Below are 26,219 nucleotides of genomic sequence, written 5' to 3'. Positions count from 1 at the left end.
TCCCTTCGGTGTTTCTTTTTGTTCTTCGTTCTTGCGTTTCCGACTCTATCAGACTCTTTCGTGTCCGACTTCCTCGGTGCCTTTCCGGTTCCCGCCCCGGCCTTTCGGCTTTCGCGTTTCCCTTTCCGGCGGTTCCGACTTTATCAGAAGTTTTCGGCCGGACTTACCGGCTTCGGATTCCGATTGATCGGGGGTGGCTTCTCGCCTTGATGTAATTCGAGAAGCAGGGAGATATTAACTGTCGCCACCGGACATGTCCAGTTCTAGGCAACTGTTCGAATCTACCTCCCCGGTCCTTCCGTGTCAACGGCTTTTCCGGGGCGAGAAGGAGACTAGCAGGTCGGCGGGGTCGGACGCACATCACGCTGCGAGAGGGACCGACGCACTGCGTTCCTGCTGGTCAACGTCCCCCGTGGCGCCTGCGCGGGCCGCTCTGCCGCCGAGGACGTAGACGTACACGAGGAAGGTCAGTTCGGCTCCGACGCCGATGGCGATGCGGGCCCATGTCGGGAGGCCCGAGGGGGTGACGAAGCCTTCGATGGCGCCCGAGACGAAGAGGACCAGGGCCAGGCCGATGGCCATGCCCAGAGCCGCGCGGCCTTCTTCCGCCAAGGCGGTGCGACGGGGGCGGGGGCCCGGGTCGATGACGGTCCAGCCGAGGCGCAGGCCCGTGCCCGCCGCCACGAAGACAGCGGTCAGCTCCAGGAGTCCGTGGGGCAGGACCAGGCCGAGGAAGGTGTCCAGGCGGCCGGCCGAGGACATCAGGCCGATGCCGACGCCGAGGTTGAGCATGTTCTGGAAGAGGATCCAGAGGACGGGGAAGCAGAGGAAGGCGCCGAGGACGAGGCACATCGCGGCCGCTTGTGCGTTGTTCGTCCAGACCTGGGCGGCGAAGGAGGTCGCGGGGTGGCTGGAGTAGTACGTCTCGTACTCGCCACCTGGCCGGGTCATCTCGCGCAGTTCGCCGGGAGCCGCGATCGAGGACTGGACCTCGGGGTGGGTGGCGATCCATCCGCCGATGATCGCCGCCAGGATTGTCGAGAGCAGGGCGGTGGGGATCCACCAGCGGCGGGATCGGTAGACCGCTGCGGGGAAGCCGTGCGTCAGGAAGTGGGTCACGTCGCGCCAGGAGGCGCGGCGGGTGCCGGTCACGGCGCTGCGCGCGCGGGCCACCAGGTGCGTAAGACGGCCGGTGAGCTGCGGGTCCGGTGCGCTGGACTGGATCAGGGAGAGGTGGGTGGCGGTGCGTTGGTAGAGAGCTACGAGTTCGTCGGCCTCGGCGCCGGTGAGGTGGCGCCGGCGGCGCAGCAGGGCGTCCAGTCGGTCCCACTCGGCTCGGTGGGCGGACACGAAGACGTCGAGGTCCATCGGTTGACTGCTCCTCGTACTGCGGCGCGTGACTGCTCAGCTTGGCAGACTGGCCAGTCCTACGGCAGGGCAGGGAAGGGCGGCGGGCGTGAGTGAGCTTGTGACGGGTGAGGCGGTGGCGCTGGAGTTGCGTCCCGCGAAGCTGCCGAGCCGGGCGCTTTCCGTACTGATCGACATGGCCGTTGCGTGGACCGTCTATCTCGTGGTGACCCTCGGGATCATCGCGTCGACCTCCTCGTTGGACGACGCGGCCGCCGCGGCTCTCGCTGTCGCCACCTTCGTACTGATTCTGATCGGTGGGCCCATCGCCGTGGAGACGCTCAGCCATGGGCGGTCGCTCGGGAAGCTGGCGTGCGGGTTGCGGGTGGTGCGGGACGACGGGGGGCCGATCCGGTTCCGGCACGCGCTGGTGCGAGGGGCCGTCGGGGTCGTGGAGATTCTGCTGACGTTCGGGGTCGTGGCGTGTATCGCGTCGTTGGTGTCGGCGCGTGGGCGGCGGCTCGGGGACGTGTTCGCGGGGACGCTGGTCGTGCGTGAGCGGGTGCCCACCGGGCGGGCGGCGTTCGTTCCTCCGCCTCCGCCCTGGCTGGCCGGGCAGTTCGCGGAACTGGATCTGTCGGGGGTGCCCGAGGGGCTCTGGCTGGCTGTTCGCCAGTACCTCACGCGGATGGCGCAGCTGGATCCGCAGGTGGGCTGGGCCATGGCTGAGCGGCTCGCCGGTGATCTGGTGGAACGGACCGGGGCGCCCGCGCCGTACGGGGTGCCTCCGGCCGCGTACCTGGCTGCCGTGGTGCACGAGCGGCAGGCTCGGGACGCGCGGCGGGCTTTTGGTGGGGCGGCGACGGAGTCCGGGGGAGGCTCGGGCCGCCCTGCTTATCCCGGGGTCGGGGGTACCGAGGCTTATACCGGTGCCGCTGATGGCAGCGGTTGTTCGGCTGGGTTCGGTGAGCCCCAGTCCGAGTCCAAGCTCGAATCCGAATCCCAGTCCCAGTCCGCAGGACTGGAAGGTGAGTCCTCTCCCCCGGCTACGGGGTTCGCGCCACCGGCTTGAGCGGGAGCGGCTGGCGGCTGGCGGTTCGGGTCAGGGGCCAGAGGTCAGGTGAAGACCGACGGTGGGGTTTCGAGGTGTTCGAGCTCGACGCCGGGGGCCGCGAGGACCACGTCGCCGGTGATGTGGACGGTGTGCTGTTCGCCGGTGTCCAGGGCTGTGACCTGGTATTCATCCACGGTCAGGGGGCCGTTGTCAGTGGCGTGTGCTTCGCTTTTCAGCAGGGCCCAGGACTGGTCGAGAGTGCGGGGGGCGAGGACCGGGTCCGTGAAGGCGACCAGGCGGAGTCGGGTCGCGGGGGAAGCGGGGGTCAGGCGCAGGAGTCGGGCCGTCGCGATGAGGAAGGCGGGGGACGTGCCGGTGAAGGCGTGTGCGGGGGCGTTGTCTTCGGTGGCGTGGGCGCCGGTGGGGTCGGTGCGGACCCAGGTGACACCGTTGAGGACGCCGGCGCGGACCTGCCAGTCGCCCGCGTGGAGTTCGAGGCGGATGGGGCGGCCTCGGTCGTCGAGTGCGAGGTCGACGGAGCCCGCGGGGGTGCCTGAGGGGGTGGTCCGTTGGGAGACGTAGCGCCAGCCGGAGGGGCCGGGGGCGCAGTGGAAGTGTTCTTCACCGAGGGGGGTGTGGTCGTGCGTGTCGTGGAGCGAATAGCGGCCGCGGGGCATGGGCTTGGGTCCTGGTCCTCGGGTGGGTTCGTGCGGTGAGTCTCGCCGGTTTCGGAGTTGGGCGCGCAAGTTACCCGGGGGGGGGAGCCGTGTCGCGTCCCCGGGAGGGCGGGCGGCCGTGTCGGATCGGGTCGGATCGGGTCGGGTCGGGTCGGGGTGAGTCGCTCAGGTTTTGAAGTTGGGTGCGCCGGTCCGGAGTGAGTCGTGCGGATTGGTTCCCGAGTGCGTCATGCAGGTTGGTTCCGGAGTGCGTCGTGCGGGTCGGTCCCGGAGGGGGACACGCGGGTCGGTTCCGGAGGGGGACGCGCGGCCCGATTCCGCCGTGCGTCTCGTCGTTGCGCTCTGCGTCTCTCCGGGGTGCGCTCACCGATGCTTCGGGCGGTTCGCTTCGGGCGGTTCACTTCGGTGGTGTTGCCCGGGAGTTCGGCTCCGTCCTTCGGCCTTCGGGGCGCCTCGCAGGCTGTGGCGGGTCCGCTGGGTGCCTGCGGTCCAAAGGGGCAGGCCCCCGCCGCGGGGGCGAGGGCCTGCTGAAGTCGCGCTGACCTGCGGCCGGTTGGCCGTCGGTGTCAGTAGCGGTAGTGGTCGGGCTTGAAGGGGCCCTCGACGTCGACGCCGATGTAGGCGGCCTGCTCGGGGCTCAGCCTGGTCAGCTTCACGCCGAGCGCGTCCAGGTGCAGACGGGCGACCTTCTCGTCCAGGTGCTTGGGCAGCACATACACATCGGTCGGGTACTGCTCCTGCTTGGTGAACAGCTCGATCTGCGCCAGCGTCTGGTCCGCGAACGAGTTCGACATCACGAACGAGGGGTGCCCCGTCGCATTGCCCAGGTTCAGCAGACGGCCCTCGGACAGCACGATCAGGACCTTGCCGTCGGGGTAAGTCCAGGTGTGCACCTGCGGCTTGACCTCGTCCTTGACAATGCCCGGCGTCGCCGCCAGCCCCGCCATGTCGATCTCGTTGTCGAAGTGACCGATGTTGCCCACGATCGCCTGGTGCTTCATCCGGGCCATGTCCGCGGCCATGATGATGTCCTTGTTGCCCGTCGTGGTGACGAAGATGTCCGCGCTCTCGACGACCTCGTCCAGGGTGGTGACCTGGTAGCCGTCCATCGCCGCCTGCAGCGCGCAGATCGGGTCCACCTCGGTGACGATCACCCGGGCGCCCTGGCCGCGCAGCGACTCGGCACAGCCCTTGCCGACGTCGCCGTATCCGCAGACGACGGCGGTCTTGCCGCCGATCAGAACGTCGGTGGCGCGGTTGATGCCGTCGATCAAAGAGTGGCGGCAGCCGTACTTGTTGTCGAACTTCGACTTCGTCACGGCGTCGTTCACGTTGATCGCCGGGAAGAGGAGGGTGCCCTCCCGGTGCATCTCGTAGAGACGGTGGACGCCGGTGGTGGTCTCCTCGGTCACCCCGCGGATCTCCGAGGCCAGCTGGGTCCACTTCTGCGAACCCTCACTGATCGTGCGGTTCAGCAGCTGGAGGATGACGCGGTGCTCGTCGTTCTCGGCGGTGTCCACCGAGGGGACCTTGCCGGCCTTCTCGTACTCCACGCCCTTGTGTACGAGGAGGGTGGCGTCACCGCCGTCGTCCAGGATCATGTTCGGGCCGCCGGTGGGCGTGTTCGGCCAGGTCAGCGCCTGCTCCGTGCACCACCAGTACTCCTCGAGCGTCTCGCCCTTCCAGGCGAAGACGGGGATGCCCTGCGGGTCCTCGGGGGTGCCGTGCGGGCCGACCGCGACGGCGGCGGCGGCGTGGTCCTGGGTGGAGAAGATGTTGCAGGACACCCAGCGGACCTGCGCGCCCAGCGCGACCAGGGTCTCGATGAGGACGGCCGTCTGCACCGTCATGTGCAGCGAGCCCATGATGCGGGCCCCGGCCAGCGGCTGCGCGGCGGCGAACTCCGTGCGGATCGCCATCAGACCGGGCATCTCGTGCTCGGCGAGGGTGATCTCCTTGCGGCCGAACGCGGCCAGCGAGAGATCGGCGACCTTGAAGTCCTGGCCGTTGATGAGAGTCATGAGTGAGCTGCTCCTCGTGGGATTGTTCGAGGGTGGACATGGCTGACCTGCGGCGTCGGGCACACGGGTACACGGACGCGCGCAGCGCAGTCCGTCGGAGGCCCTCTCTCCCTCGGACAGTCCGTGCATGGACTGCCCGACCGCCATCAGCAGCGACGTCTGGCTCGTCCCCAAGCTACACCGATCGGCCCAGTAAGCCCCAGCCCGCCTTCGGGCACCCCATGTCGGGCGGATAGGCCGCCAGACCTGGACGATATGGGACCTTTGCGCTTTTGATCCTGGGCTTATGTGTTGCAGGATGCCTTGAGATCGGGAATATTTGCGCGATCTTGTTCGGCAAAGGCGTTAGGAGATCCACGTGACCAGTCCGGCCGATCCCCCCATAGACGGGCCCGGCGGCGGGCAGCGCAGGCCGAAGCTGCTCGCCGTGACCGCCTGTCCGACCGGCATCGCTCACACGTACATGGCGGCCGAGAAGCTCTCGCAGGCGGCGGAGAGCCTCGGCATCGACATGAAGGTGGAGACGCAGGGCTCCATCGGGGCCGAGAACGTTCTTTCTGACAACGATGTCAGAGAAGCCGACGGCATCATCATCGCAGCCGACAAGGACGTGGACCGCAGCCGCTTCGCCGGTAAGCGGGTCCTGTCCGTCGGCGTGTCCGAGGGCATCAGCCGCCCGGAGCAGCTGATCGAGCAGGTGCGGAGCGCGCCCGTGCACGGCGGGGGCGCGGGCGGCGGTTCCGCCGGGCAGCCGTCCGGCGGCGGGGGTGGCGGAGGCGGGCGGGAGCGGAGCGTCGCGTACAAGGCGCTGATGAACGGCGTCTCGTACATGATCCCGTTCGTCGTGGTCGGCGGACTGCTGATCGCCGTCTCGCTCTCGCTCGGGGGGCACACCGACCCCAAGGGCGGGCTCGTCATCCCCGACGACTCGTTCTGGATGCACGTCAATCAGATCGGCACCATCGGGTTCACGCTGATGGTGCCGATCCTGTCGGGATACATCGCGTACGCGATCGGGGACCGGCCCGCGCTGGTGCCCGGCATGATCGGCGGGTGGATCGCCAACACCGGTGAGCTGTACGACTCCAAGGCGGGCGCGGGCTTCATCGGAGCCATCGTCACCGGCTTCCTCGCCGGATATCTGGTGCTGTGGATCAAGAAGGTCAAGGTCCCGAAGTTCGTCCAGCCGATCATGCCGATCATCGTGATCCCCATCATCGCGACGTCCGCGCTCGGCCTGTTCTTCATCTACGTCATCGGCAAGCCCATCTCATGGGTCTTCGAGCATCTGACGAGCTGGCTGAGCGGGATGACCGGGACCAGCGCGATCCTGCTCGGCGCGATCCTCGGGCTGATGATCGCGTTCGACATGGGCGGTCCGGTCAACAAGACGGCGTTCCTCTTCGGTGCCGGGCTCATCGCGACCGGCAACCAGACCGTCATGGGCATGTGCGCCGCCGCCATTCCCGTCATGCCGCTCGGGCAGGGGCTCGCGACGCTGCTCCGCAAGCGGCTCTACACCGAGCAGGAACGGGAGACCGGGCTCGCGTCGTTGTTCATGGGCTTCTTCGGGATCTCGGAGGGCGCGATCCCGTTCGCGGCCGCGCGGCCCGCGCAGGTCATCCCGGCCAACATGCTCGGCGGCGCGGTGGCCGGTGCGATCGCCGGCCTGGCGAGCGTGAAGGACGCGGTGCCGCACGGCGGCCCGATCGTCGCGGTCCTCGGCGCCGTCGGCGGCGTGCCCATGTTCTTCGTGGCCCTCGCCATCGGTTCGGTCGTCACCGCGCTCACGACCGTGACCCTGGTCGACCTCAGCGAGCGCAGGCGGCGTGGGGTTCCGCCGGTCGACGCGCGCGGTGGGGCCGCCGGGCCCGAGCCGGTCCTCGCCGGGGTCGGGGCGACGGCGAGTGGCGCGGCGGTCGCCGCCGCGTCGCCGCGGCAGGAGGCGAAGGCTCCCGCCGCGGCCTCCCCCGCGCCGGAGCAGCCCGGTGAGGTCCTCTCCGGGTACCTCACCCGGCAGACCGTGCGGGTGCGGCTGGCCGCAGCCGACAAGGAGGCGGCGATCCGCGAGATGGCCGCGCTGCTCGCCACCACGGGCAAGGTCAACGACGTGGAGGAGCTGGTGCGGACCGCGCTGCGGCGCGAGGCACAGGGCACCACCGGGCTCGGCGAGGAGATCGCCATCCCGCACGCCAAGACCGACGCCGTGGACTCGCCGCTCGTCGGGTTCGCCCGGTCGACCGAGGGCATCGAGTGGGGCGCGCTCGACGGTACGAAGGCCAAGCTGATCTTCATGATCTCCGTGCCGGAGGCGGCCGCCGGGGACGAGCACCTGCGCATCCTCGCGCTGCTGTCGCGGAAGCTGATGGACACGGGTTTCCGTGAGCGCCTGGAGTCCGCGCCGGACAACGCCGCGATCCTCGACGTGCTGCGCGAGGTGCGGTAGCCCGCCTTCCGTGGCCGCTTACGAAGAGGGGCCCCGCACCACACCGGTGCGGGGCCCCTCTTCGTACGTACGCGACAGGCTCAGTGGCCGCCGGGCGACTTGGCCGGGTTGGTGCCCGCGGCGGCCGCGGACTCGCTGAAGATGTCCGGTTCGAGGTAGATCACGCGGGCGATCGGGACGGCGGCGCGGATGCGCTCCTCGGCGGCGTTGATCGCGGAGGCGACCTCGGCGGCCGTGTCGTCGTGCTGGACGGCGACCTTGGCGGCGACGAGCAGCTCCTCGGGGCCGAGGTGGAGCGTGCGCATGTGGATGACCTTGGTGACCGTCTCGCCGTCGACCACGGCCTGCTCGATCTTCCTGACCTCTTCGGTGCCCGCGGCCTCGCCGAGCAGCAGGGACTTGGTCTCCGCGGCGAGGACGATCGCGATGAGGATGAGCAGGACGCCGATGCAGAGGGTGCCGACGCCGTCCCAGACGCCGTCGCCGGTGGCCAGGGCGAGGCCGACGCCGCCGAGCGCGAGGATCAGGCCGACGAGTGCGCCGAGGTCCTCCAGGAGGACGACGGGCAGCTCGGGAGCCTTGGCGCGGCGGACGAACTGCGCCCAGGTGAGGTTGCCGCGCGTCTGGTTGGACTCCTTGATGGCGGTCCGGAAGGAGAAGCCCTCCGCGATGATCGCGAACACCAGGACCCCGACGGGCCAGTACCAGTGCTCCAGCTCGTGCGGGTGCTTGATCTTCTCGTAGCCCTCGTAGATCGCGAACATGCCGCCGACCGAGAAGAGGACGATGGAGACGAGGAAGGCGTAGATGTAGCGCTCTCGCCCGTAGCCGAAGGGGTGTTGCGGGGTCGCCTCGCGCTGGGCCTTCTTGCCGCCGAGGAGCAGCAGCCCCTGGTTGCCGGAGTCGGCGAGCGAGTGGACGCTCTCGGCGAGCATCGAGGACGAGCCGCTGAAGATGAACGCGACGAATTTCGCCACCGCGATCGCGAGGTTCGCGCCGAGTGCCGCGACAATCGCCTTTGTTCCGCCTGACGCGCTCATGAGTGCCCGGGGTCCCTTCGCCTTCGTACGTTCTCGGCCATCGCCGGCGGGCAGTGCTTTGCCCGCCCTTTGCGGTGGGTCATTGTTGCAGCACGGGGGAGCACTGGGGCGTCAGGCCACCACAGTGGCCCGGAAAACCGTGCCCGTTCCGGACACTTCGGCCTTTTCCCCCGCCGGGACGAATGCGGACTGACCGGGCGCCAGGGCCAGTTCGCCCGCGCGGACCGAGCCCGCCGTGCAGAGCAGGATCTGCGGGGTCGGGGCGGTGAGGTCGTGCGGGGCGGCGCCCTCGGGCAGGACGAAGCGGGAGAGGCGGAACTCGTCGATAGGGGTCTCGTAGACCTCTTCGCCGTCGGGGGACGCCTCGGGGCGCAGGACGCCGGGGTCGGTGGCCTCGAAGCGGACGATGCGCAGGAGTTCGGGGACGTCGACGTGTTTCGGCGTCAGGCCGCAGCGCAGGACGTTGTCGGAGTTGGCCATGATCTCGACGCCGAGGCCGTCGAGGTAGGCGTGCGGGACGCCCGCGCCGAGGAACAGGGCCTCGCCGGGCTGCAGTCGGACGTGGTTGAGGAGCATCGCCGCGATGACGCCGGGGTCGCCGGGGTAGTGGTGGGCGATGCCCGCGTACGGCTCGTACGCGCCGCCGAGGCGCTGGGCGGCGGCGGTGACCTCGGTGACCGTCTCGGCCATCTGCTCGGGGTCGGCGCTCAGGACGGCCGTCAGGACCTCGCGCAGGGCGGCCTCTTCGGGCTGGGCGCGAAGGAGGTCGACGTACGGCTTGAGGGAGTCGACGTTCAGGGCCTCGAACAGGTCCGCGGTCTCGGCGGGGGCGCGGAAGCCGCAGAGTCCGTCGAACGGCGTGAGGGCGCAGATCAGTTCGGGCTTGTGGTTGGCGTCCTTGTAATTGCGGTGCGGAGCGTCGATCGGGACGCCGCGGCGCTCCTCGTCCGCGTACCCCTCCTTGGCCTGCGCGAGGTCGGGGTGGACCTGGAGGGAGAGCGGGGCGCCGGCGGCGAGGATCTTGAGCAGGAAGGGCAGCCGTGGGCCGAACTTGTCGGTTGCCGCCGTGCCGAGTTCGCGCTCCGGGTCCGCGTCGATGACCTCGTTCAGCGCGCCGCGCCCGGTGCGCGAGGGTGCGCCCGGGTGGGCGCCCATCCACATCTCGGCCTGCGGCTCGCCGGTCGGCTCGGCGCCGACGAGCTCCGCGATGGCGGTGGTGGAACCCCAGGCGTAGGGGCGGACGGTGTTGCTGAGGCGGTCCACGGAGGAGCTCTCCCTTGCTGCTGCTACTGCTGCTGCTTCTGTTACTGGCGCGCGGTCATGATCCGTCCGCCGAGGCGAGCGCCAGGTAAACGGCGGCGAAATCCGTGACGGCGATCAGCTCGGCGAGGGCTTCCAGTTCGTCGCCGTCCTCCGGTTCCAGCTCGCTGATCGCGACGTCGTGGCCGTGGGCGAGCTCGCGGGCGGCGGGGGCCGCGGTGAGGCCTCCGGCGTCCACCGGGGAGTCGCGGAGCAGCACCACGCGCGCGCGAAGGGCGGCCGGGTCGTCGACGCGGTCGCGGAAGAAGTCGTCGGTGTCGTCGCCGCCGGCCGGATTGCCGGCGAGGAGCGCGCCGTGCGCGGGCAGCGCCTCGGGCAGCTCGGCGGCGAGCGCGGCGTGCCCGGCGAGCTCGGCGAGGGTGGCGGCGAAGCGGCGGCCCGCGACCCCGGCGGAGCGGCCCTCGGTCCAGATCAGCGGCAGGGCGTCGGCGAGCTCGGCGGCGAGGGTCTTGGCGGGGTTGCTGTAGGTCGCGATGGCCGGACCGCAGCGTTCCGCGACGTGGTCGAGGCGGTCGGCGACCTTCTGCAGGGTGTCGACGGGGGCGGCGAGCAGTCCGGTGCGGTCCAGGAGCACGAGCAGCGGGACGAGGAGGGCCCACAGGGTGCCGGGGGCGCCGGGCGCGGCCTCGTCCTCGACGCGGCGTGCCTCGTACGAGGCGGACGCGCGGTCGCTCCGGTCGTGTGCGCCCTCGTACGCGCCGTAGGACGAGCAGGCCATGGGGACGGTGAGGCCGTGGCTGCCCTCCACGCTCTCGGTCAGCGGGGTGCGTGCGGGGGCCACCGCGACGACCGTGCAGCCGCGGCGGTAGGCCTGTTCGGCGAGGAGCGAGAGGCCGGGCTCGGTGCCGTCGGGGGTGGCGATGAGCAGCAGGTCGACGGGGCCGACCCAGCCGGGCAGCGCCCAGCGCAGGGCTCCCGCGGCGGGGGCCACGCCGGTGGGGGCGAGGCGGATGACGGGGCAGCCGGTGCCCGCGAGGCCGTCGAGCAGGTCGGCGACGCAGGTGGCCGCGGTGCCCGGGCCCGCGATGAGGACGGCGCGGGGCCGTCCGTCGGGCTTGAGTTCCGTCAGTCCGGCCTCCGCGGCGTGCCGGACGGCGGTGCGGACGCGGGCGCCCGCCTCCGCCGCGCCGCGAAGGAGTCCGCGGCGGTCGGCGCGGGCCAGCGCCTCTGGGGCGTCCAGTAGCGACTCGTCGAGCATGGGGTCAGGTCTCCGATCGCCGTGCGCGGTTTCCTGCGGGGTGCCTGGCTCTCAGGAGGGGCGGCGGGCCTCGTCGACCAGGAGTACGGGGATGCCGTCGCGGACCGGGTAGGCGAGGCCGCACTCCTTGGCGGCGGCCGTGCAGATCAGCTCGGTGTCCGTCTCCTTGAGGGGCGCGTGGCAGGCCGGGCAGGCGAGGATCTCCAGGAGGCCGGCTTCGAGCGGCATGGGGTGGGTCCCTTCGGGCTGGTGTGATGGCGTTCACGAGCTGGTGCGACGGCGTGGCCGCGGTGTCCCGGCGGCTTTTGCCGCGCAGGATGCGGCCTGGTCAGCCTACCTCCGTGCGGGGCGGGGCGCGGGGGTGCGGAGGGGCCGGTGGCGGGCCCCTCCGCGGTGCTCGCGGGATCGGCCGGGGACGGCCGGCGGGGTCAGCCGCGGATGATCGCCAGCGCCTCGTCGCGCACCTTGGCCATGGTCGCCTCGTCGCGGGCCTCCGCGTTCAGGCGCAGGAGGGGCTCCGTGTTCGACGCGCGGACGTTGAACCACCAGTCGGCGGCGGTCACGGTGAGGCCGTCGAGCTCGTCCAGGGTGACGCCGTCCTGGCCCTCGTACGCCGTTTTGATCGCGGCGAGGCGGGCGGTCTGGTCGTCGACCGTGGAGTTGATCTCGCCGGATCCGGCGTAGCGGTCGTACTGCGCGACGAGTCCGGAGAGCGGGCCGTCCTGGCCGCCGAGGGCCGCGAGGACGTGGAGGGCGGCGAGCATGCCCGTGTCCGCGTTCCAGAAGTCCTTGAAGTAGTAGTGCGCGGAGTGCTCGCCGCCGAAGATGGCGCCGGTCCTGGCCATCTCCGCCTTGATGAAGGAGTGGCCCACGCGCGTGCGCACGGGCGTGCCGCCGTTCTCCTTGACGACCTCCGGGACCGACCAGGAGGTGATGAGGTTGTGGATGACCGTGCCCTTGCCGCCGTGCTTGGCCAGCTCGCGGGAGGCGACCAGTGCGGTGATGGCCGACGGGGAGACCGGGTCGCCGTTCTCGTCGACGACGAAGCAGCGGTCCGCGTCGCCGTCGAAGGCGATGCCGAGGTCGGCGCCCTCCTCGCGGACCCGTCGCTGCAGGTCCACGATGTTGGCCGGGTCGAGGGGGTTGGCCTCGTGGTGGGGGAAGGTGCCGTCCAGCTCGAAGTACATCGGCACGAGTTCGAGGGGCAGGCCGTCGAAGACGGTGGGAACGGTGTGGCCGCCCATGCCGTTGCCCGCGTCCACCACGACCTTGAGCGGGCGGATGGCGGTGAGGTCGACCAGGCCGCGCAGGTGGGCGGCGTACTCGGTGAGGGTCTCGTGCGTGGTCAGGGTGCCGGTGGTCGCGGCGGGCTCGGGGGCGCCGGTGCGCAGCCAGCCCTCGACGAGGGCGCGGATCTCCGCGAGGCCGGTGTCCTGGCCGACGGGGGCGGCGCCCGCGCGGCACATCTTGATGCCGTTGTACTGGGCGGGGTTGTGCGACGCCGTGAACATGGCGCCCGGCAGGTCCAGCGCCCCCGAGGCGTAGTACAGCTGGTCCGTCGAGCAGAGCCCGATCTCGGTGACGTCCACGCCGCGTGCGGCCGCGCCACGTCCGAAGGCCCGGGAGAGGCCCGGCGACGAGGGGCGCATGTCGTGCCCGACGACGATCGCCCGCGCCGACGTGACCTGTGCGAACGCCGCTCCGAAGAGCTCGGCGAGCGACTCGTCCCACTGGTCGGGGACCACCCCGCGGACGTCGTACGCCTTCACGATCTGGGACAGATCAGCAGTCACGGCCAACCCTCTCTGCAGGTGCTGCGAGTTCAGCGAGTACCGAGAGCCCTGCGAGGGCCCTCCGTGGTCAGCTCAAAACTACCCGCTGGCACCGGTCGCAGGCCGGGCACGGGCGCCGGCCCTTCCGGGGCCGCGGCGGCCGTGGGCTCATGGCAGGAGGCGCGGTTCGGTTCAGGAGTCCGGGGACCGCAGCACCCGGAGGTGGCCGCGGCGTGCGACCTCCATCGGGTCGGCCCTGCGCGCGCCTCCCCCGCCGGCCTCGGCGGTGCGCTCCTGCGGGCGGGCCGCCTCGCGCACGGCGTTGGCGAGCGCTTCGAGATCGTCGCCGGAGGGACGGGCAGGACCCGACGCGTCGGCGAGCCGCACGACGTCCCAGCCGCGGGGCGCGGTGAGGCGCTCGGAGTGCTGGGCGCACAGGTCGTAGCAGTGGGGTTCGGCGTAGGTGGCGAGGGGGCCGAGGACCGCGGTCGAGTCGGCGTAGACGTACGTCAGCGTCGCGACGGCGGGACGGCCGCAAGCGGTGCGCGAACAGCGACGTACAGGGCTCACAGCGTTGGACGGTACCGCACTCTTGAGCGGGCCGCGACGACTCTCCACGAGGTCACTCCACCGTGTCGTGCCGTGCCCCTCACGCCACCCTGCCCCGCAGGCACCTCGTTGACCTGCACAGACACCAGTGACCACAGGGGTGCACGGTATTGAATCCGGTCACCACATGGTTCGGATCACGTCATTTGGCGCGCGCTCGACGGTCCTGGAGAGATACGGAATCGAGTCCAAGACCGGCCGGAACGGTCAGGAAGCGACATGCTCCGCCCCACACGGAAAGGGCGATCTCGGGGACTACTCTTCGTCAGTGATGGACGACCCCGTACAGCCCCGTTCCGCAGACCCGAGGCCCCGCCGCCGCGACCGCCACGGCAGGGGCATGCGCGGGCCCGTGGCGCCGCCCCAGGTCCCGCTCTCCGCGAGCCGCGGCGAGGCCTTCACCGACCTCGTGCAGGACTCCGTGGAGCGCCTGGAGCGGCGCTGGCCGCAGCTCGCGGACATCGAGTTCCTGGTCCTCGAGGTGCCGCCCCTCGGACGCCCCGACGGTGAGTGGGTCGACGAGGTGGTGCCGCTGGGCGGCACGCTGACGGCGGCCGAGGGCAAGCCCGCCCGCGTCATCATCTACCGGCGTCCGGTGGAGATCCGCACCAAGGGGCGCGAGGAGCGCGCGGCACTCGTCCACGAGGTGGTCGTCGAGCAGGTCGCCGAACTGCTCGGGCTCTCCCCCGAGTCGGTCGATCCGCGCTACGGCGACGAGGACTGAGAGCCTGTCACTGAGGGCCTGTCTTTGCAGCCCTCGCCGCCCCGCCGTCACCGGTACGGGTTCGCCGTCACTTCTGCAGCACCGTCAGATCCCGTTCGGCCTCCGGCACCGCGACCGTCCCCCGGTCGTCCGGCAGCGTCTGGACGGTGAACATCGGGATGCCCTCCTCCGGAGCCGACAGCATCCGCGACGCGTGAACCGCGCCGCCCGACACCGACTCCACCGTGAGGGCGTAGGAGCCCTTGAGCCCGGCGGGCACCGGGGGGTGGTCGACCGCGAGGGTCGTGCCGCCCCTGACCGTGTACGTCTTCGAGGCGGGCGAGCCGCCCTCGGTGCCGGCCGACGCCGTGACCTTCACCGTCGCCGACTTGCCCGGGGCGACCAGCGAGAGCGTGGAACCCTTGGCGCGGTTGTCGGCGACCGTCGCGCGCGTGCCCACCGGTTCCGTCGCCGGGATGAACGCCGTCTCCTGCTTGCCGCCCTTGCCGCGCGTGACGCGCAGCGCCGCCACCACGGGCACCGACGTGTCGGTCGGCGTCAGGAGCAGGGAACCGGCCTCGCCCTTGGTGACGTCGCCGAGGTCGACGGCGGCCGTCATACCCGCCTTGACGTGCAGGTTCTCATGCCCGGCCGGAGTGATCGTGCCGGTGGCCGAGGCCAGTTGGACCTTCAGGTCCGCGTCGTCGGCACCGGGCGCGTAGGCGACCAGGCGCACCGAGGTGGCGTCTTTCGGGATGCCGGGCAGGACGAGGCGGTCCGCGGGGTCGGCGGCGGCGGGCAGCCAGTCGCCGCCCAGCTTCTCGTCGGAGGACTGCACGGCGGCCGCGACCCGGCCACTGCGCGCGATCACGTGCATCGTGAGGTTCGTGTACTGCTTGTCCGCGAGCGTGGACAGCAGCACCGGGACGCTGGAGTGCGGCTGCACCTGGATCGAGTCGCCCACCTGGGAGGTGACTTCGCCCTCCGGCCCGAAGAGCTCCACGTCGACGACGGCGGCGGAGTCGTCCGGGTTCGTCAGGTGGATGTAGTCGCTGCGGCCCTTGGCGGTGCTGGCGCCCGGGAACCAGAAGTCCGTGTCGGGCGCCGTGCAGTTGGCGCCGTGCATGCCGCGGCCGCTGCCCGCCGCGTACGTGGTGGTCTGCTGCACGGTCCAGCCGGGGGCCAGCGTGCCGTCGGCCGTGCCGATGAGCGCGGGCGCCTCGGCGCCGGACTCCTCCCCCGCGACCGGCTGGCCCGGCGCCTTCTGGGTGAGGAAGGGCTTGGTCTTCTTGCCGTCGTCCTTGGGCGCGTCCGTCAGCGCCTTGGTGACGGGCAGCAGTTCGGCCTTGCCACCCGCCCCGCCGCCGCTGCCCTTGGGCGTGAACGCGGTGTACGAGGTCTCGGCGAGGTCGGAGCCACTGGGCACCGGGCAGAGCAGGCTGCTGCGCTCGACGGGCTGCCGCGCCGCCGTCTTCGCGCCGCCGTCGGTGGCCTCGGGGCCGCTGAACGCGGCGAAACCGGTGACGGCGCCGAGCGCGACGACCACGGCGATCAGGGACTGGGTGGTGCGGTTCACTGCTGGCTCCCGTCGGGGCGCTCGCTGTCGGTGCCGTGGGGCGGCTGCGGGGGCGGCGGCGGCATCGGAGGCTGCTGCTGGTCGTAGGAGGCGTCGTACGAGGCGTCATAGGAGGCGTCATAGGACTGCCCGTACTGCTGGTCGTCTCCGTACCGCTCGCCCCCGTACTGCTCCCCTCCGTAGCCGCCGCCCGCTCCTCCGTAGGACGCGTACGGGTCGTACTGGCCGCCCTGGTAGGCGTCCTGCTGGTACGGCTGCTGCTCGTAGGATCCGGCCGGGTACTGGCCGCCCTGGTACTGCTGCCCGTACGTGCCGTGCTCGGCGCCCGCGTGGGCGGGGGCCTCCCACTCCTCGTGGGACTGCGCCTGCTGGTGGGGCACGGCGGCGAAGGCCTCCTCCGAAGGAGGAGGGGCCACGTCCTGGCCCGTGTCCTGTGCGGCCTGTTCGCTCTGGGCCCGCAGCCTGCGCGCCCTGCGGCCCTCGCCCTCGACCGCCTGGACCGGGACGACGGGCTCCTCGGGGAGGTCGTCGTCGACGTCGCGGCGGCGGCCCGGCAGGGCGAGCACCACGAGGACGACGGCGAGCGCGCCCTGCGCCCAGAGCCAGGCCGTGTGGGTCAGCGGGGCGTCGAAGGTGACGTCCAGGCGGCCGCCCGCGGTGGGCAGTTCGAAGCCCTGCGCCCAGCCGTCCACGGTGGTGCGGGGCAGCGGGTGGCCGTCGAGGGTCGCCGTCCAGCCGGGGTCGGCCGAGTCGGCGAGCCGCAGGACGCGGCCCTCCTCCCCGGAGTCGATCTTCGTGTGCAGTTCCACGGGTCCGGCCGCGACGGGTTCGGGATCGCCGCTCTTGGGGACGACGGCGGCACGCGCCACCTGCCGGTCCACGCGCCACAGGGCGCTGCCGTCCTCCTGGCTGAGCCGGGTCAGGCCCGGGGTGGCGTCCAGGGTGCGGCTCATCTGGCGGGGGGCGCCCTCGCGTACGAGGACGTAGCGCACCGCGAAGCCGCCCAGTTGGTCGGCCTGGTCGGCGCCTGAGCCGGCGACCAGGTGGGCGACGATCTTGTCGAGCCGCTCGTCGTCCGCGGCCGCCGCCGCGAGTTCCGCGTCGCCGAGCCGGCCGCCGGAGCCCCGTACCAGCGTGTAGGAGACCTTGGCGGCCGCCTCGCTGTCGAGGACCAGGGTGCGGGCCTGGTCCTGCGTGCCGCTCTCCTCCGCGACGAAGGCGGGCACCTGCACGGGATCGCGCCGCTCCAGAGGGCCGTCGGCGCCGCCGAGCATCCATCCGACGGCGACGAGCAGCGGCCCCGCGGCAGCGGCGAACGCGATGAGCGCGGCCACCGGCTGACGCCAGCCGAAGCTCTGCTCGGCCACTCGCGCGCGGGCCCCGTCGGCGCCGAGCGCCGCGGCGGCCAGGAGCGCGATGCCGTAGCCGAGGGTGGCGGGGCCTGCCCAGGCCGAGCCGTTCGACAGGACGGCGAAGACCAGCGAGACCAGGGCGGCCGCCCATGCCGTGCGCACCGCCCGCTGCCGCTCGCTGCGCAGCAGGGCGCCGAGCGCGGCGAGGACGATGCCGATGAGCAGGAGGCCGTGGACGGTGCCGGGGCCGCCGGGGCTGGCGCCGAGCAGGTCGAGGGCGGAGGCGGAGTCGGAGCCGAACTCCAGGCCCGCTTCCTGGAAGAAGCCGAAGGGCAGCAAGGTCAGGGACCACGGCGCGAGGACGAGCAGCGGCGTACCGAGCGCGGCCAGGAAGCGCAGGCCGTAGGCGGTGATGTCGCCGCGGCGCACCACGAGGAGGGCGAGGCCGAGCACCAGGGCGATCGGCCAGACGATGGGGGTGAAGGCGGTGGCGAGGGTCAGCAGCAGCGCGTACGCCCAGGTGGCGCGCCAGGTGCCGCGGGTGCCCCGCGCGGTGGCCAGGCCGCTCGCCGCGACGCCCGCGCGCGCGATGAGCGGCAGCAGGACGGCGAGGGCCGCGGTGCCGATGCGGCCGCCCGCGAGCGCGCCGGTGGCGGCGGGCAGGAAGGCGTACGCGACCGAGGCCCACGCGCGCAGCAGGCGCGAGGTGACCAGCGGGCGGGAGGCGAAGTACGCGGCGAAGCCGGCCAGCGGCACGGAGCCGACGAGGAGGACGGTGACCGCGAGCCCGGTGGAGCCGAAGAGCAGCGTGGACAGGGCGGCGACGAGCGCGAGGTAGGGCGGCGCGCCCTGGGTGCCGCCGGTGCCGACGGGGTGCCAGCCGTCCAGGTAGCGGTCCCAGAGGCCGGAGGAGTCGGCGGGCGCGGGCAGCAGCGCGCCGCCCGCGAGGGCACCGGTGCCGAGCAGGGCACGGCAGGCGATGAGGGACGCGAAGAGGAGTACGACGAAGAGCACCGGTCCCGGTTTGCGGGCGATGCGCTTGATGCGGGCGAACTGCTCGATCTCCAGGAAGTCGGCGTCGTCGCCGCCGGGTCCGGACTCGACGGTGCCGTGCCGTCCGGCCCCCGAGGGGGCCTCGGCGTCGGCGCGGCCGACGAGTCCGCCCGCGGCCTGCTCGACGGTGGCGCGCACGGTGGCGCCGGGCGGCGGGAAGAGCGCCCGCAGCTCGCCCGCGTCGAGTGCGGACTTCCCGCGCGTCTTGCGGGCGGCGAGGATCCGTCCGGGGCGCAGCACGGTCGTCAGGAGTCCGGCGATCTCGTCGACGGCCTGTCCGGGCGCCTTGCCCACGAGGTAGGCGACGGTGCGCAGCAGGGTGCCGACGACGATGCGGAAGAGGACCCAGGGCAGCACGGCGCCGCGGGCGTTGACGAGCAGGGTGTAGGCGGCGCCGGCCTTGTCCACGCGGTGCGGCGACGTCGCCGTACGGCCGACGCAGTCGACGGCGCGGCGCTCGCGCGAGGAGGCCTCGGCGTGCCGGACGACGGCGTCGGGGGCGACGAGGACGCGGTGGCCCGCGGCGTGCGCGCGCCAGCACAGGTCGACGTCGTCGCGCATCAGCGGCAGGTGGCGGTCGAAGCCGCCGAGCTGTTCGTAGACGTCGCGGCGGATGAGCATGCCCGCGGTGGACACGGAGAGCACGGGCCGTACGTGGTCGTGCTGGCCCTGGTCCTGTTCGCGCCGGTCCAGGCCGGTCCAGCGGCGGCCGCTGTTGGCGATGGAGACGCCGACCTCCAGGAGCTGCCTGCGGTCGTACCAGCCGCGGAGCTTGGGGCCGACGACGGCGACGTCCTTGCCGAGCTCGTGTTCGTTCTCGACGACGCGGAGCAGTTCGGTGAGGGCGTCGGGGTCCGGCGCGCAGTCGTCGTGCAGCAGCCAGAGCCACTGGACGGGCTCGCCGTGCGGCAGATCGGGCAGGTCGTACGCGTCGTCGCGCCAGGACCGGCTGACCGGGTCCCAGCCGCTGGGGCGCTTGAGGTACGGGAGTTCTTCCGGGGTGAGCACCTCGGCGGTGCGGACGGCCTCGTCGACGGCGGTGCCGAAGCCGGAGCGGCGGGCGAGGTGCAGCACGCGGTCGGCGCCGAGGGCCTCGGTGACCAGGCGGGCGGAGTCGTCCGCGCTGCCGGTGTCCGCGGCCACCGCGTTCTGCACGGGGCGCTCCTGGCCGAGGAGCCCGGCCAGGGCGTCGGGCAGCCAGCGGGCGCCGTCGTGGGTGACGAGGACGGCGGTCACGACGTGCCGCGGGAACTCGGGAGCGGCAGCGTCGTGGTGACTGGCTGCCGAATGGCTGTGCACGGACATCGAGGTACGGGCCCCGGTTCGATGGACTGCGGTGGACGCCTGCGCCCTGCGGGGGCGCCGGGGCGTCTCGGACGGGGCCCCACACTAACGGCTGGCACCAGGACGGCCCGCCGCCTGTGGATAACCCACGGGTGACGGGCCGTTCGCCGAGCAGTGGTCGGGGGAGTTGTGTGCCGAATTGATCGGGCGGCACGCGCCGTCGGGTCCTGCTTCCTTCACGTGCTTCCTTCGTACTGCCCGCGCGCACCGCGGTGTTCCCGTACGCGGGGATGAGCGCCTGTACCGCCTGTGCTCAGACCGCGGCCTTCTTCAGCCGGCGCCGTTCGCGCTCCGACAGGCCGCCCCAGATACCGAATCTCTCGTCGTTGGCGAGTGCGTACTCGAGGCATTCGGAACGGACTTCGCAGGCGAGGCAGACCTTCTTGGCCTCGCGCGTGGAGCCGCCCTTCTCGGGGAAGAAGGACTCGGGGTCGGTCTGGGCGCACAGCGCGCGCTCCTGCCAGCCGAGTTCCTCGTCCGCGTCCTCGACCAGCAGTTCCTGAACCAGCTCGGTCATGTGCGCCCCTCGTCTGTCTTGTGCGTCCCCGTGGTGCTGCCGTTACCGATTTCGACTGAACGACACGAGTGAAATTACAAGTGTGCCGATCCGGGCCAGTCAAGCCGAGATCTGCTATTGGGCCCCTTATTCACTCTGCGGAACCAAGGGTATGCGGAAAGTGTTCAAATCGGCATAAACCATGACAGCGTCGATGGCCTGTCCGACGCCCCACAGAACGTTCGCCACCGGGGGACCTCGCAAGGTCTCACCAGTGAGGACGTTGACGTTTGAGTGCCGGTTGCTGCGCCATGTGTCCCGTGAGTCGGGTGCACAAACCTTTCGCCTGAGAGAACAACCGGATGAGGTGAAACATATCCCGCATAGTGGACACCGAGTTGACATAGAAGGTGCATGACCGGTGTCCTGGTGGGCATGCTCGCGAACATGGCTCTTTCGATGACCCGCACCAGCGGGTCCATCGGTGCTGCCCACGCGCGCTGTCGCTGTTCCTGCTCCAGCTGTTGATGAGATCCAGCTGTCGAGCGCTTCTCCGCACTCTCTGCGCTCCACCCTTCTCCGCACTTTCTCTGCGCTCCACCTTCCTTCGCGACACCCCAGCACTCTTACGTTGAGGAACCACCGCACGATGAACAGCGACAGTGACCTCCAGATCGCCGGCGACCTTCTCGAAGTACCGCACCTCCTGCAGCCCGCCCGCGAGCACCCCGCCACCGTGGCCGAGTTCGTCGGCCTCGCCCGCACCCTCGCCGCCGACCGCTCCCAGTGGGCGCACCTCGTCCAGTACGACGCCACGAGCCGGTGGTACCACCGCCTGCGCACCGTTCCCCAAGCTCTCGGCCCCGCTCGAGCAGGGGAGGCCCCTCTCGGCTACGAGGTGTGGCTGCTCTCCTGGGTGCCCGGACAGGGCAGCGGCCGACACGACCACGGGCGCTCCAGCGGCATCCTCACCCTCCTCCAGGGCGAGCTGACCGAGCACACCGGACGGGGCACACGGGCGCTGCGCGCGGGCGCGCAGCGCGTCTTCGCGCCGGGCTACGTCCACGAGGTCGTCAACGACTCCCTCGAACCGGCCGTCAGCCTGCACATCTACTACCCCGGCCTGACCGAGATGCCGATGCACGCCGCCCGCTGCGCCGCGGCCGTCGCACCGGGCAGCGCGGAGGATGTCGTAACCGCCTGACGCACTGTCGTATCCGCCTGACATGCTGGGGGCCATGCGCATTGTGGTTCTGGCCGGCGGCATCGGCGGCGCCCGTTTCCTCCGCGGGCTCAAGAAGGCCGCGCCCGACGCGGACATCACGGTCATCGGCAACACCGGTGACGACATTCACCTGTTCGGGCTGAAGGTCTGTCCCGACCTCGACACCGTGATGTACACGCTGGGCGGCGGCATCAACGAGGAGCAGGGCTGGGGGCGTACGGACGAGACGTTCAAGGTCAAGGACGAGCTCGCGGCGTACGGCGTCGGGCCCGAGTGGTTCGGGCTCGGCGACCGGGACTTCGCCACGCACATCGTGCGGACGCAGATGCTGGCGGCCGGATATCCGCTCAGCGCCGTCACGCAGGCGCTGTGCGAACGGTGGCAGCCCGGCGTGCGGCTCATCCCCATGTCCGACGACCGCGTCGAGACGCACGTCGCCGTCACGGTCGACGGCGAGCAGAAGGCGGTGCACTTCCAGGAGTACTGGGTGCGCCTGCGCGCCTCCGTCGACGCGCACGCCGTGGTGCCCGTCGGCGCCGAGCAGGCCAAGCCCGCGCCCGGCGTCCTCGAAGCCATCGCCGAGGCCGACATCGTGCTCTTCCCGCCGTCCAACCCGGTGGTGAGCGTCGGAACCATCCTCGCCGTGCCGGGCATCCGCGAGGCCATCGCCGACGCGGGCGTGCCGGTCGTCGGGCTCTCCCCCATCGTCGGCGACTCCCCCGTGCGGGGCATGGCCGACAAGGTGCTCGCCGCCGTCGGCGTCGAGACCAGCGCCGCGGCCGTCGCCGAGCACTACGGCAGCGGGCTGCTCGACGGCTGGCTCGTCGACACGGTCGACGCGGGCGTGGTGGAGCGGGTGGAGAGCGCCGGGATCCGGTGCCGTGCCGTACCGCTGATGATGACCGACACCGACGCCGCCGCCGAGATGGCGCGGCAGGCCCTCGCGCTCGCTTCGGAGGTACGCGCGTGACCGCACCGTCCTACACCGTGTGGGCCGTGCCCGGCCTCCCCGAGGTACGGGAGGGCGACGACCTCGCCAAGCTCATCGCGGCCGCCGAGCCGGGGCTCGTCGACGGCGACGTGGTGCTGGTCACGTCCAAGATCGTCAGCAAGGCCGAGGGCCGGATCGTCGAGGCGGACGACCGCGAGGCCGCCATCGACGACGAGACCGTACGGGTGGTGGCGCGCCGCGGGACCCTGCGCATCGTCGAGAACCGGCAGGGCCTGGTGATGGCCGCGGCCGGTGTCGACGCGTCGAACACCCCGGCGGGGACCGTGCTGCTGCTGCCCGTCGACCCCGACGCGTCGGCCCGCGCGGTGCGCGACGGGCTGCGGGACGCGCTCGGTGTCGAGGTCGGCGTCATCGTCACCGACACCTTCGGGCGGCCCTGGCGGGCCGGACTCACCGACGTCGCCATCGGGGCCGCCGGTGTGCGGGTCCTCGACGACCTGCGGGGCGGCTTCGACGCGCACGGCAATCCGCTGGCCGCGACCGTCGTCGCCACCGCCGACGAGCTCGCCGCCGCGGGGGACCTCGTCAAGGGCAAGGCCGCCGGGCTGCCGGTCGCGGTGGTCCGCGGGCTCGGGCACGTGACGGGCGGCGACGGGCCGGACCCCGGGGCCCGGGCGCTGGTGCGCGAGGCGCGGGACGACATGTTCCGGCTCGGTACGTCCGAGGCGGTGCGGGAGGCGGTGGCCCAGCGGCGTACCGTCCGTGAGTTCACCGACGACGAGGTCGACCCGGGGGCCGTGCGGCGGGCCGTGGCCGCGGCGGTCACCGCGCCGGCGCCACACCACACGACGCCGTGGCGCTTCGTGCTCCTGGAGAGCGCCGCCGCGCGGACCGAACTGCTCGACGCCATGCGGGACGCGTGGATCGCCGATCTGCGGCGGGACGGAAAGTCGGAGGAGTCCATCGCCAAGCGGGTGCGGCGCGGGGACGTGCTGCGCAAGGCGCCCTACCTGGTGGTGCCGTGCATGGTGATGGACGGCTCCCACACGTACGGGGACGAGCGGCGGGACGCCGCCGAGCGGGAGATGTTCGTCGTGGCGGCGGGGGCGGGGGTGCAGAACTTCCTGGTCGCGTTGGCCGGGGAGCGGCTCGGGTCCGCGTGGGTGTCCTCGACGATGTTCTGCCGGGACGTGGTGCGGGAGGTTCTTCGGCTGCCGGCGGCTTGGGAGCCGATGGGGGCGGTGGCTGTGGGGCGAGCGGCGGGCGAGCCGAAGGCTCGGGGGGAGCGGGATGTGGGGGGCTTTGTCGTCGTACGGTGATCTGGCGGGGGCGCCGGGCGGGTGATCGCGCAGTTCCCCGCGCCCCTGGGTGGGGCTCCCGGTGCGTCGTTTGGTGCGGGCTCGTCGTGGGTTTTGCGCAGTTCCCCGCGCCCCTAGAAGGTCCCCCCGTGCGTCGATTCGTGCGGACTCGTCGTGGGTTTTGCGCAGTTCCCCGCGCCCCTAGAGAGTCCCCCCGTGCGTCGATTCGTGCGGGCTCGCTGTGGGTTTTGCGCAGGTCCCCGCGCCCCTAGGGGTGGTTCCGGGAGGGGCATTTCAGGGGCGCGGGGAACTGCGCGGGCAACCCCCACACAGCCGCAGCCAACGACGAGACGGGCGGCCGCTCAAGGGGTGCGGGGAACTGCGCGGGCAACCCCCACACCGCCGCAGTCAGCGGCGGAAGGGGGGACCCGGCGCTACCACGCCGCGATGTCCGTTTTTCTCATGCGGGGTTCTCTGCGCGGCGGCGTCCGACCGCTGAGGAGGATCAGGCGGGCGGCCCGGTGGCGCTGACCCTCGTAGGGGGCAAGGAGCCTGAGCATCTCCGCGTCGTCCGCGTCACGGTCGCCCGCCAGGGCGTGGCCGATGATGCCGGGCAGGTGGACGTCCCCGACCGTCACCGCGTCCGGCGCGCCATTGCTGCGCTGCACCGTTTCCGCCGAGGTCCACGGCCCGATGCCCGGGATCAGTTCGAGGCGGGCCCTGGCCTGGAGAGGGGGCATCGCCGCCGCCTCCTCCAGACGGGACGCCCGGGCCACCGCCCGCAGAATCGTGGACGCCCGCTTGTTGTCGACGCCCGCCCGGTGCCACTCCCAGGAGGGGATCAGGGCCCAGGTGCGGGGCACGGGCATCACGTACAGGTGAGGCGTGGGCCCCGGCGCCGGTTCCCCGTACGTGCGGAGCAGCATGCGCCACGCCCGGTACGCCTCGTCCGTCGTGATCTTCTGTTCGAGGATTGACGGGATCAGGGACTCCATGACCAGACCCGTACGGGTCAGGCGCAGCCCGGGGCGGCGGTGGGCCGTCGCGGCGACGAGCCGGTGGCGCGGGGCGAACGCGGCGGGGTCGTCCGACGCGCCGAGGAGCGTGGGAAGCCGGTCGAGGAACCAGTCCGCGCCGGGACCCCAGGCCTCCGCCTCCACGGCCCCGGAGCGGACGGCCACCCGGAGCGTGCCGGGACCCTCCGGCGTACGGCTCGCGCGCCAGACCGAGCCGTCGGGGGTCGCGCGGAAGGCGGGGTCGGACGGGCCGCGCCGCAGCGGGCCGAGCGTCAGGCCGAGGTCCAGGGGGAAGGGCGGCTGCCAGGTGCGCGTGCGGGCCGCCGTGGCCGGGCGGGGGACGCCCGCGGGGACGGCCGTTTCGCCACCGCACACGGTGGTGCGGGTGGGGCGCGGGGCGAAACGGGATGACATCTGTACGAGGGTAGGGGACCGCGGCCCCCGCCGTGACCGCTATCGCCGGGCCGCCGAGCCCCCACCATTCACGCAGCACCTCCGGCTGCCGCTGCCGCTCCGGCTGCCGCTGCCTCTACTGGTCCGAGGAGAACCGGACCCCTACTGGTCCGAGGAGAACCGGACCGCCCCGGCCGGCAGCGTCGCCTCGCACCAGACCCGTACGCCGTCCCGCAGTTCGTTGTCGGCGCCCACCGACGCACCGTCGCCGATCACCGCTCCCGAGAGCGCCGAGCGGGCCCCGATCCGCGCGCCCGCGCCGATCAGGGAGTCCGTGATGACCGTGCCCTGTTCGATGACCGCGCCGGACAGGATCGTGCTGCCGGAGATGCGCGCGCCCTCGCCGATGCGCGCGTTCTCGCCGACGACGGTGCCGCCGGTGAGCTTCGCGTCGGGGGCGACGGTGGCGGTCGGCAGGACGAGGCGGTCGCCGCAGCGGCCGGGGACGGCGGGCGAGGGGGCGCGGCCGAGGACGAGGTCGGCCGAGCCGCGTACGAACGCCTGGGGGGTGCCCAGGTCCAGCCAGTACGTCGAGTCGACCATGCCCTGGAGGTGGGCTCCGGCGGCAAGCAGGCCGGGGAACGTCTCGCGTTCGACCGACACCGGACGGCCCGCCGGGATCGTGTCGATGACCGAGCGGCGGAAGACGTACGCGCCCGCGTTGATCTGGTCGGTGACGATCTCCTCGGGGGTCTGCGGCTTCTCCAGGAAGGCCGTGACCCGGCCGGTCGGGTCGGTGGGGACCAGGCCGTAGGCGCGGGGGTCGTCGACCTTGGTGAGGTGCAGGGAGACGTCGGCGCCGGACTCCTCGTGGGTGGCGACGAGGGCGCGGATGTCCAGGCCCGTGAGGATGTCGCCGTTGAAGACCAGGACCGGTTCGTCGGGGCCGGAGCGCAGCCGCGAGGCCACGTTGCGGATGGCGCCGCCCGTGCCGAGGGGCTCGGTCTCGGTGACGTACTCGATGTGCAGACCGAGCGCCGAGCCGTCGCCGAAGTACGGCTCGAAGACCTCGGCGAGGTAGGAGGTGGCGAGGACGATGTGGTCCACGCCGGCGGCGCGGGCCCGCGCGAGCTGGTGGGTGAGGAACGGGACGCCCGCCGCCGGGACCATCGGTTTGGGAGTGTGGACCGTGAGGGGCCGCAGCCGGGTTCCCTTGCCGCCGACCAGGAGGATCGCTTCTGTCACCTGTCGTCTCTGCTTCCTGCTGGGGCCGGCCGAACTTGGGTTTCGGCCGGCCAGTGTATGCAGATGGATGTGCAGGTCGTGC

At 72.0% G+C, this 26,219-nt stretch carries 20 protein-coding genes; 6 read left to right on the top strand and 14 right to left on the bottom strand.

Annotated elements, in window-relative coordinates:
• Window positions 1–360: 360 nt before the first annotated feature.
• Window positions 361–1,368, bottom strand: coding sequence for a stage II sporulation protein M (locus ACZ69I_RS36570; protein WP_470836810.1), 1,008 nt, complete (start codon window positions 1,366–1,368; stop codon window positions 361–363).
• 88 nt (window positions 1,369–1,456) lie between these two features.
• On the opposite strand from ACZ69I_RS36570, the gene ACZ69I_RS36565 reads away from it, so the two are divergent.
• Window positions 1,457–2,419 carry an RDD family protein gene (locus ACZ69I_RS36565; protein WP_470836808.1) on the top strand — a complete coding sequence of 321 codons (963 nt, stop codon included), beginning with the start codon at window positions 1,457–1,459 and terminating at the stop codon, window positions 2,417–2,419.
• Between the two features lie 44 nt (window positions 2,420–2,463).
• Here the strand turns inward: ACZ69I_RS36565 and ACZ69I_RS36560 are convergent, their stop codons facing one another.
• The gene (locus ACZ69I_RS36560) at window positions 2,464–3,078 is read right to left on the bottom strand and encodes a hypothetical protein (protein WP_470836807.1); all 615 of its coding nucleotides are present in this window, start codon (window positions 3,076–3,078) and stop codon (window positions 2,464–2,466) included.
• 566 nt (window positions 3,079–3,644) lie between these two features.
• Window positions 3,645–5,099, bottom strand: a complete 1,455-nt coding sequence (gene ahcY / locus ACZ69I_RS36555; RefSeq protein ID WP_470836805.1) for an adenosylhomocysteinase — start codon at window positions 5,097–5,099, stop codon at window positions 3,645–3,647.
• Window positions 5,100–5,457: 358 nt separating this feature from the next.
• Here ahcY and ACZ69I_RS36550 point away from each other — a divergent pair, with 358 nt between their 5' ends.
• Entirely contained in the window at window positions 5,458–7,545 is a 2,088-nt protein-coding gene (locus ACZ69I_RS36550) for a fructose-specific PTS transporter subunit EIIC (RefSeq protein ID WP_470836803.1), read from the top strand.
• Window positions 7,546–7,625: 80 nt separating this feature from the next.
• Here ACZ69I_RS36550 and ACZ69I_RS36545 read toward each other — a convergent pair whose 3' ends face one another.
• The 6 genes from ACZ69I_RS36545 to ACZ69I_RS36520 all read right to left on the bottom strand — a co-directional run bounded on the left by ACZ69I_RS36545 (window position 7,626) and on the right by ACZ69I_RS36520 (window position 13,493).
• Window positions 7,626–8,585 (bottom strand): cation diffusion facilitator family transporter, encoded by a 960-nt coding sequence (locus ACZ69I_RS36545; protein ID WP_470836802.1) that lies wholly within the window; start codon window positions 8,583–8,585, stop codon window positions 7,626–7,628.
• Between the two features lie 111 nt (window positions 8,586–8,696).
• On the bottom strand, window positions 8,697–9,848 hold the full coding sequence (gene manA / locus ACZ69I_RS36540; RefSeq protein WP_470836801.1) for a mannose-6-phosphate isomerase, class I: 1,152 nt from the start codon (window positions 9,846–9,848) through the stop codon (window positions 8,697–8,699).
• Between the two features lie 55 nt (window positions 9,849–9,903).
• Complete coding sequence (locus ACZ69I_RS36535; protein WP_470836800.1) at window positions 9,904–11,103, bottom strand: SIS domain-containing protein; 1,200 nt, start codon at window positions 11,101–11,103, stop codon at window positions 9,904–9,906.
• Between the two features lie 51 nt (window positions 11,104–11,154).
• Window positions 11,155–11,331: a Trm112 family protein gene (locus tag ACZ69I_RS36530; protein ID WP_467672075.1), complete on the bottom strand. Its 177-nt coding sequence runs from the start codon at window positions 11,329–11,331 to the stop codon at window positions 11,155–11,157.
• Window positions 11,332–11,531: 200 nt separating this feature from the next.
• Window positions 11,532–12,896, bottom strand: a complete 1,365-nt coding sequence (locus ACZ69I_RS36525) for a phosphomannomutase/phosphoglucomutase (protein ID WP_467672077.1) — start codon at window positions 12,894–12,896, stop codon at window positions 11,532–11,534.
• A gap of 171 nt (window positions 12,897–13,067) precedes the next feature.
• The gene (locus ACZ69I_RS36520; RefSeq protein ID WP_389723449.1) at window positions 13,068–13,493 is read right to left on the bottom strand and encodes a DUF3499 domain-containing protein; all 426 of its coding nucleotides are present in this window, start codon (window positions 13,491–13,493) and stop codon (window positions 13,068–13,070) included.
• Window positions 13,494–13,755: 262 nt separating this feature from the next.
• Here ACZ69I_RS36520 and ACZ69I_RS36515 point away from each other — a divergent pair, with 262 nt between their 5' ends.
• Window positions 13,756–14,208, top strand: coding sequence for a metallopeptidase family protein (locus ACZ69I_RS36515; RefSeq protein ID WP_467672079.1), 453 nt, complete (start codon window positions 13,756–13,758; stop codon window positions 14,206–14,208).
• A gap of 67 nt (window positions 14,209–14,275) precedes the next feature.
• On the opposite strand, the gene ACZ69I_RS36510 is transcribed toward ACZ69I_RS36515, so the two are convergent.
• The 3 genes from ACZ69I_RS36510 to ACZ69I_RS36500 all read right to left on the bottom strand — a co-directional run bounded on the left by ACZ69I_RS36510 (window position 14,276) and on the right by ACZ69I_RS36500 (window position 20,029).
• A complete protein-coding gene (locus ACZ69I_RS36510; RefSeq protein WP_470836798.1) occupies window positions 14,276–15,763 on the bottom strand; it encodes a DUF5719 family protein in 1,488 nt (495 codons plus the stop codon).
• Window positions 15,760–19,473, bottom strand: a complete 3,714-nt coding sequence (locus ACZ69I_RS36505) for a glycosyltransferase (RefSeq protein WP_470836797.1) — start codon at window positions 19,471–19,473, stop codon at window positions 15,760–15,762. The genes ACZ69I_RS36510 and ACZ69I_RS36505 overlap by 4 nt, the downstream gene beginning before the upstream one ends.
• 292 nt (window positions 19,474–19,765) lie before the next feature.
• Window positions 19,766–20,029, bottom strand: a complete 264-nt coding sequence (locus ACZ69I_RS36500; RefSeq protein ID WP_016642094.1) for a WhiB family transcriptional regulator — start codon at window positions 20,027–20,029, stop codon at window positions 19,766–19,768.
• A 628-nt stretch (window positions 20,030–20,657) separates the two neighbouring features.
• Here ACZ69I_RS36500 and ACZ69I_RS36495 point away from each other — a divergent pair.
• The 3 genes from ACZ69I_RS36495 to ACZ69I_RS36485 are packed head-to-tail and all read left to right on the top strand — an operon-like array spanning window position 20,658 to window position 23,504.
• Window positions 20,658–21,212 (top strand): cysteine dioxygenase, encoded by a 555-nt coding sequence (locus ACZ69I_RS36495; protein WP_470836795.1) that lies wholly within the window; start codon window positions 20,658–20,660, stop codon window positions 21,210–21,212.
• A 34-nt stretch (window positions 21,213–21,246) separates the two neighbouring features.
• Window positions 21,247–22,203 (top strand): 2-phospho-L-lactate transferase, encoded by a 957-nt coding sequence (gene cofD, locus ACZ69I_RS36490; protein WP_467672087.1) that lies wholly within the window; start codon window positions 21,247–21,249, stop codon window positions 22,201–22,203.
• Window positions 22,200–23,504 (top strand): coenzyme F420-0:L-glutamate ligase, encoded by a 1,305-nt coding sequence (locus tag ACZ69I_RS36485; RefSeq protein ID WP_470836794.1) that lies wholly within the window; start codon window positions 22,200–22,202, stop codon window positions 23,502–23,504. Before cofD ends, ACZ69I_RS36485 begins: the two co-directional genes overlap by 4 nt.
• Window positions 23,505–23,917: 413 nt before the next feature.
• On the opposite strand, the gene ACZ69I_RS36480 is transcribed toward ACZ69I_RS36485, so the two are convergent.
• Together ACZ69I_RS36480 and manB are read right to left on the bottom strand one after the other, a co-directional pair.
• Window positions 23,918–24,913, bottom strand: a complete 996-nt coding sequence (locus ACZ69I_RS36480) for a DNA-3-methyladenine glycosylase family protein (protein WP_470836792.1) — start codon at window positions 24,911–24,913, stop codon at window positions 23,918–23,920.
• A gap of 141 nt (window positions 24,914–25,054) precedes the next feature.
• Window positions 25,055–26,137, bottom strand: coding sequence for a mannose-1-phosphate guanylyltransferase (manB, locus tag ACZ69I_RS36475; RefSeq protein WP_470836791.1), 1,083 nt, complete (start codon window positions 26,135–26,137; stop codon window positions 25,055–25,057).
• Window positions 26,138–26,219: the final 82 nt, after the last annotated feature.

The organism is Streptomyces sp. NPDC036815 (assembly GCF_055609205.1).
The sequence above is the reverse complement of the archived record's forward strand: the minus strand, read 5'-3'. Positions and strand labels throughout refer to the sequence as shown.

What these genes read in the sequence shown, in the direction of transcription:
- ACZ69I_RS36500 (WP_016642094.1), bottom strand. Translation starts at nt 20,029, where the DNA reads ATGACCGAGCTGGTTCAGGAACTGCTGGTCGAGGACGCGGACGAGGAA.
- ACZ69I_RS36560 (WP_470836807.1), bottom strand. Translation starts at nt 3,078, where the DNA reads ATGCCCCGCGGCCGCTATTCGCTCCACGACACGCACGACCACACCCCC.
- ACZ69I_RS36495 (WP_470836795.1), top strand. Translation starts at nt 20,658, where the DNA reads ATGAACAGCGACAGTGACCTCCAGATCGCCGGCGACCTTCTCGAAGTA.
- ACZ69I_RS36505 (WP_470836797.1), bottom strand. Translation starts at nt 19,473, where the DNA reads ATGTCCGTGCACAGCCATTCGGCAGCCAGTCACCACGACGCTGCCGCT.
- ACZ69I_RS36545 (WP_470836802.1), bottom strand. Translation starts at nt 8,585, where the DNA reads ATGAGCGCGTCAGGCGGAACAAAGGCGATTGTCGCGGCACTCGGCGCG.
- ACZ69I_RS36515 (WP_467672079.1), top strand. Translation starts at nt 13,756, where the DNA reads ATGGACGACCCCGTACAGCCCCGTTCCGCAGACCCGAGGCCCCGCCGC.
- ACZ69I_RS36480 (WP_470836792.1), bottom strand. Translation starts at nt 24,913, where the DNA reads ATGTCATCCCGTTTCGCCCCGCGCCCCACCCGCACCACCGTGTGCGGT.
- ACZ69I_RS36530 (WP_467672075.1), bottom strand. Translation starts at nt 11,331, where the DNA reads ATGCCGCTCGAAGCCGGCCTCCTGGAGATCCTCGCCTGCCCGGCCTGC.
- ahcY (WP_470836805.1), bottom strand. Translation starts at nt 5,099, where the DNA reads ATGACTCTCATCAACGGCCAGGACTTCAAGGTCGCCGATCTCTCGCTG.
- cofD (WP_467672087.1), top strand. Translation starts at nt 21,247, where the DNA reads ATGCGCATTGTGGTTCTGGCCGGCGGCATCGGCGGCGCCCGTTTCCTC.
- ACZ69I_RS36535 (WP_470836800.1), bottom strand. Translation starts at nt 11,103, where the DNA reads ATGCTCGACGAGTCGCTACTGGACGCCCCAGAGGCGCTGGCCCGCGCC.
- ACZ69I_RS36570 (WP_470836810.1), bottom strand. Translation starts at nt 1,368, where the DNA reads ATGGACCTCGACGTCTTCGTGTCCGCCCACCGAGCCGAGTGGGACCGA.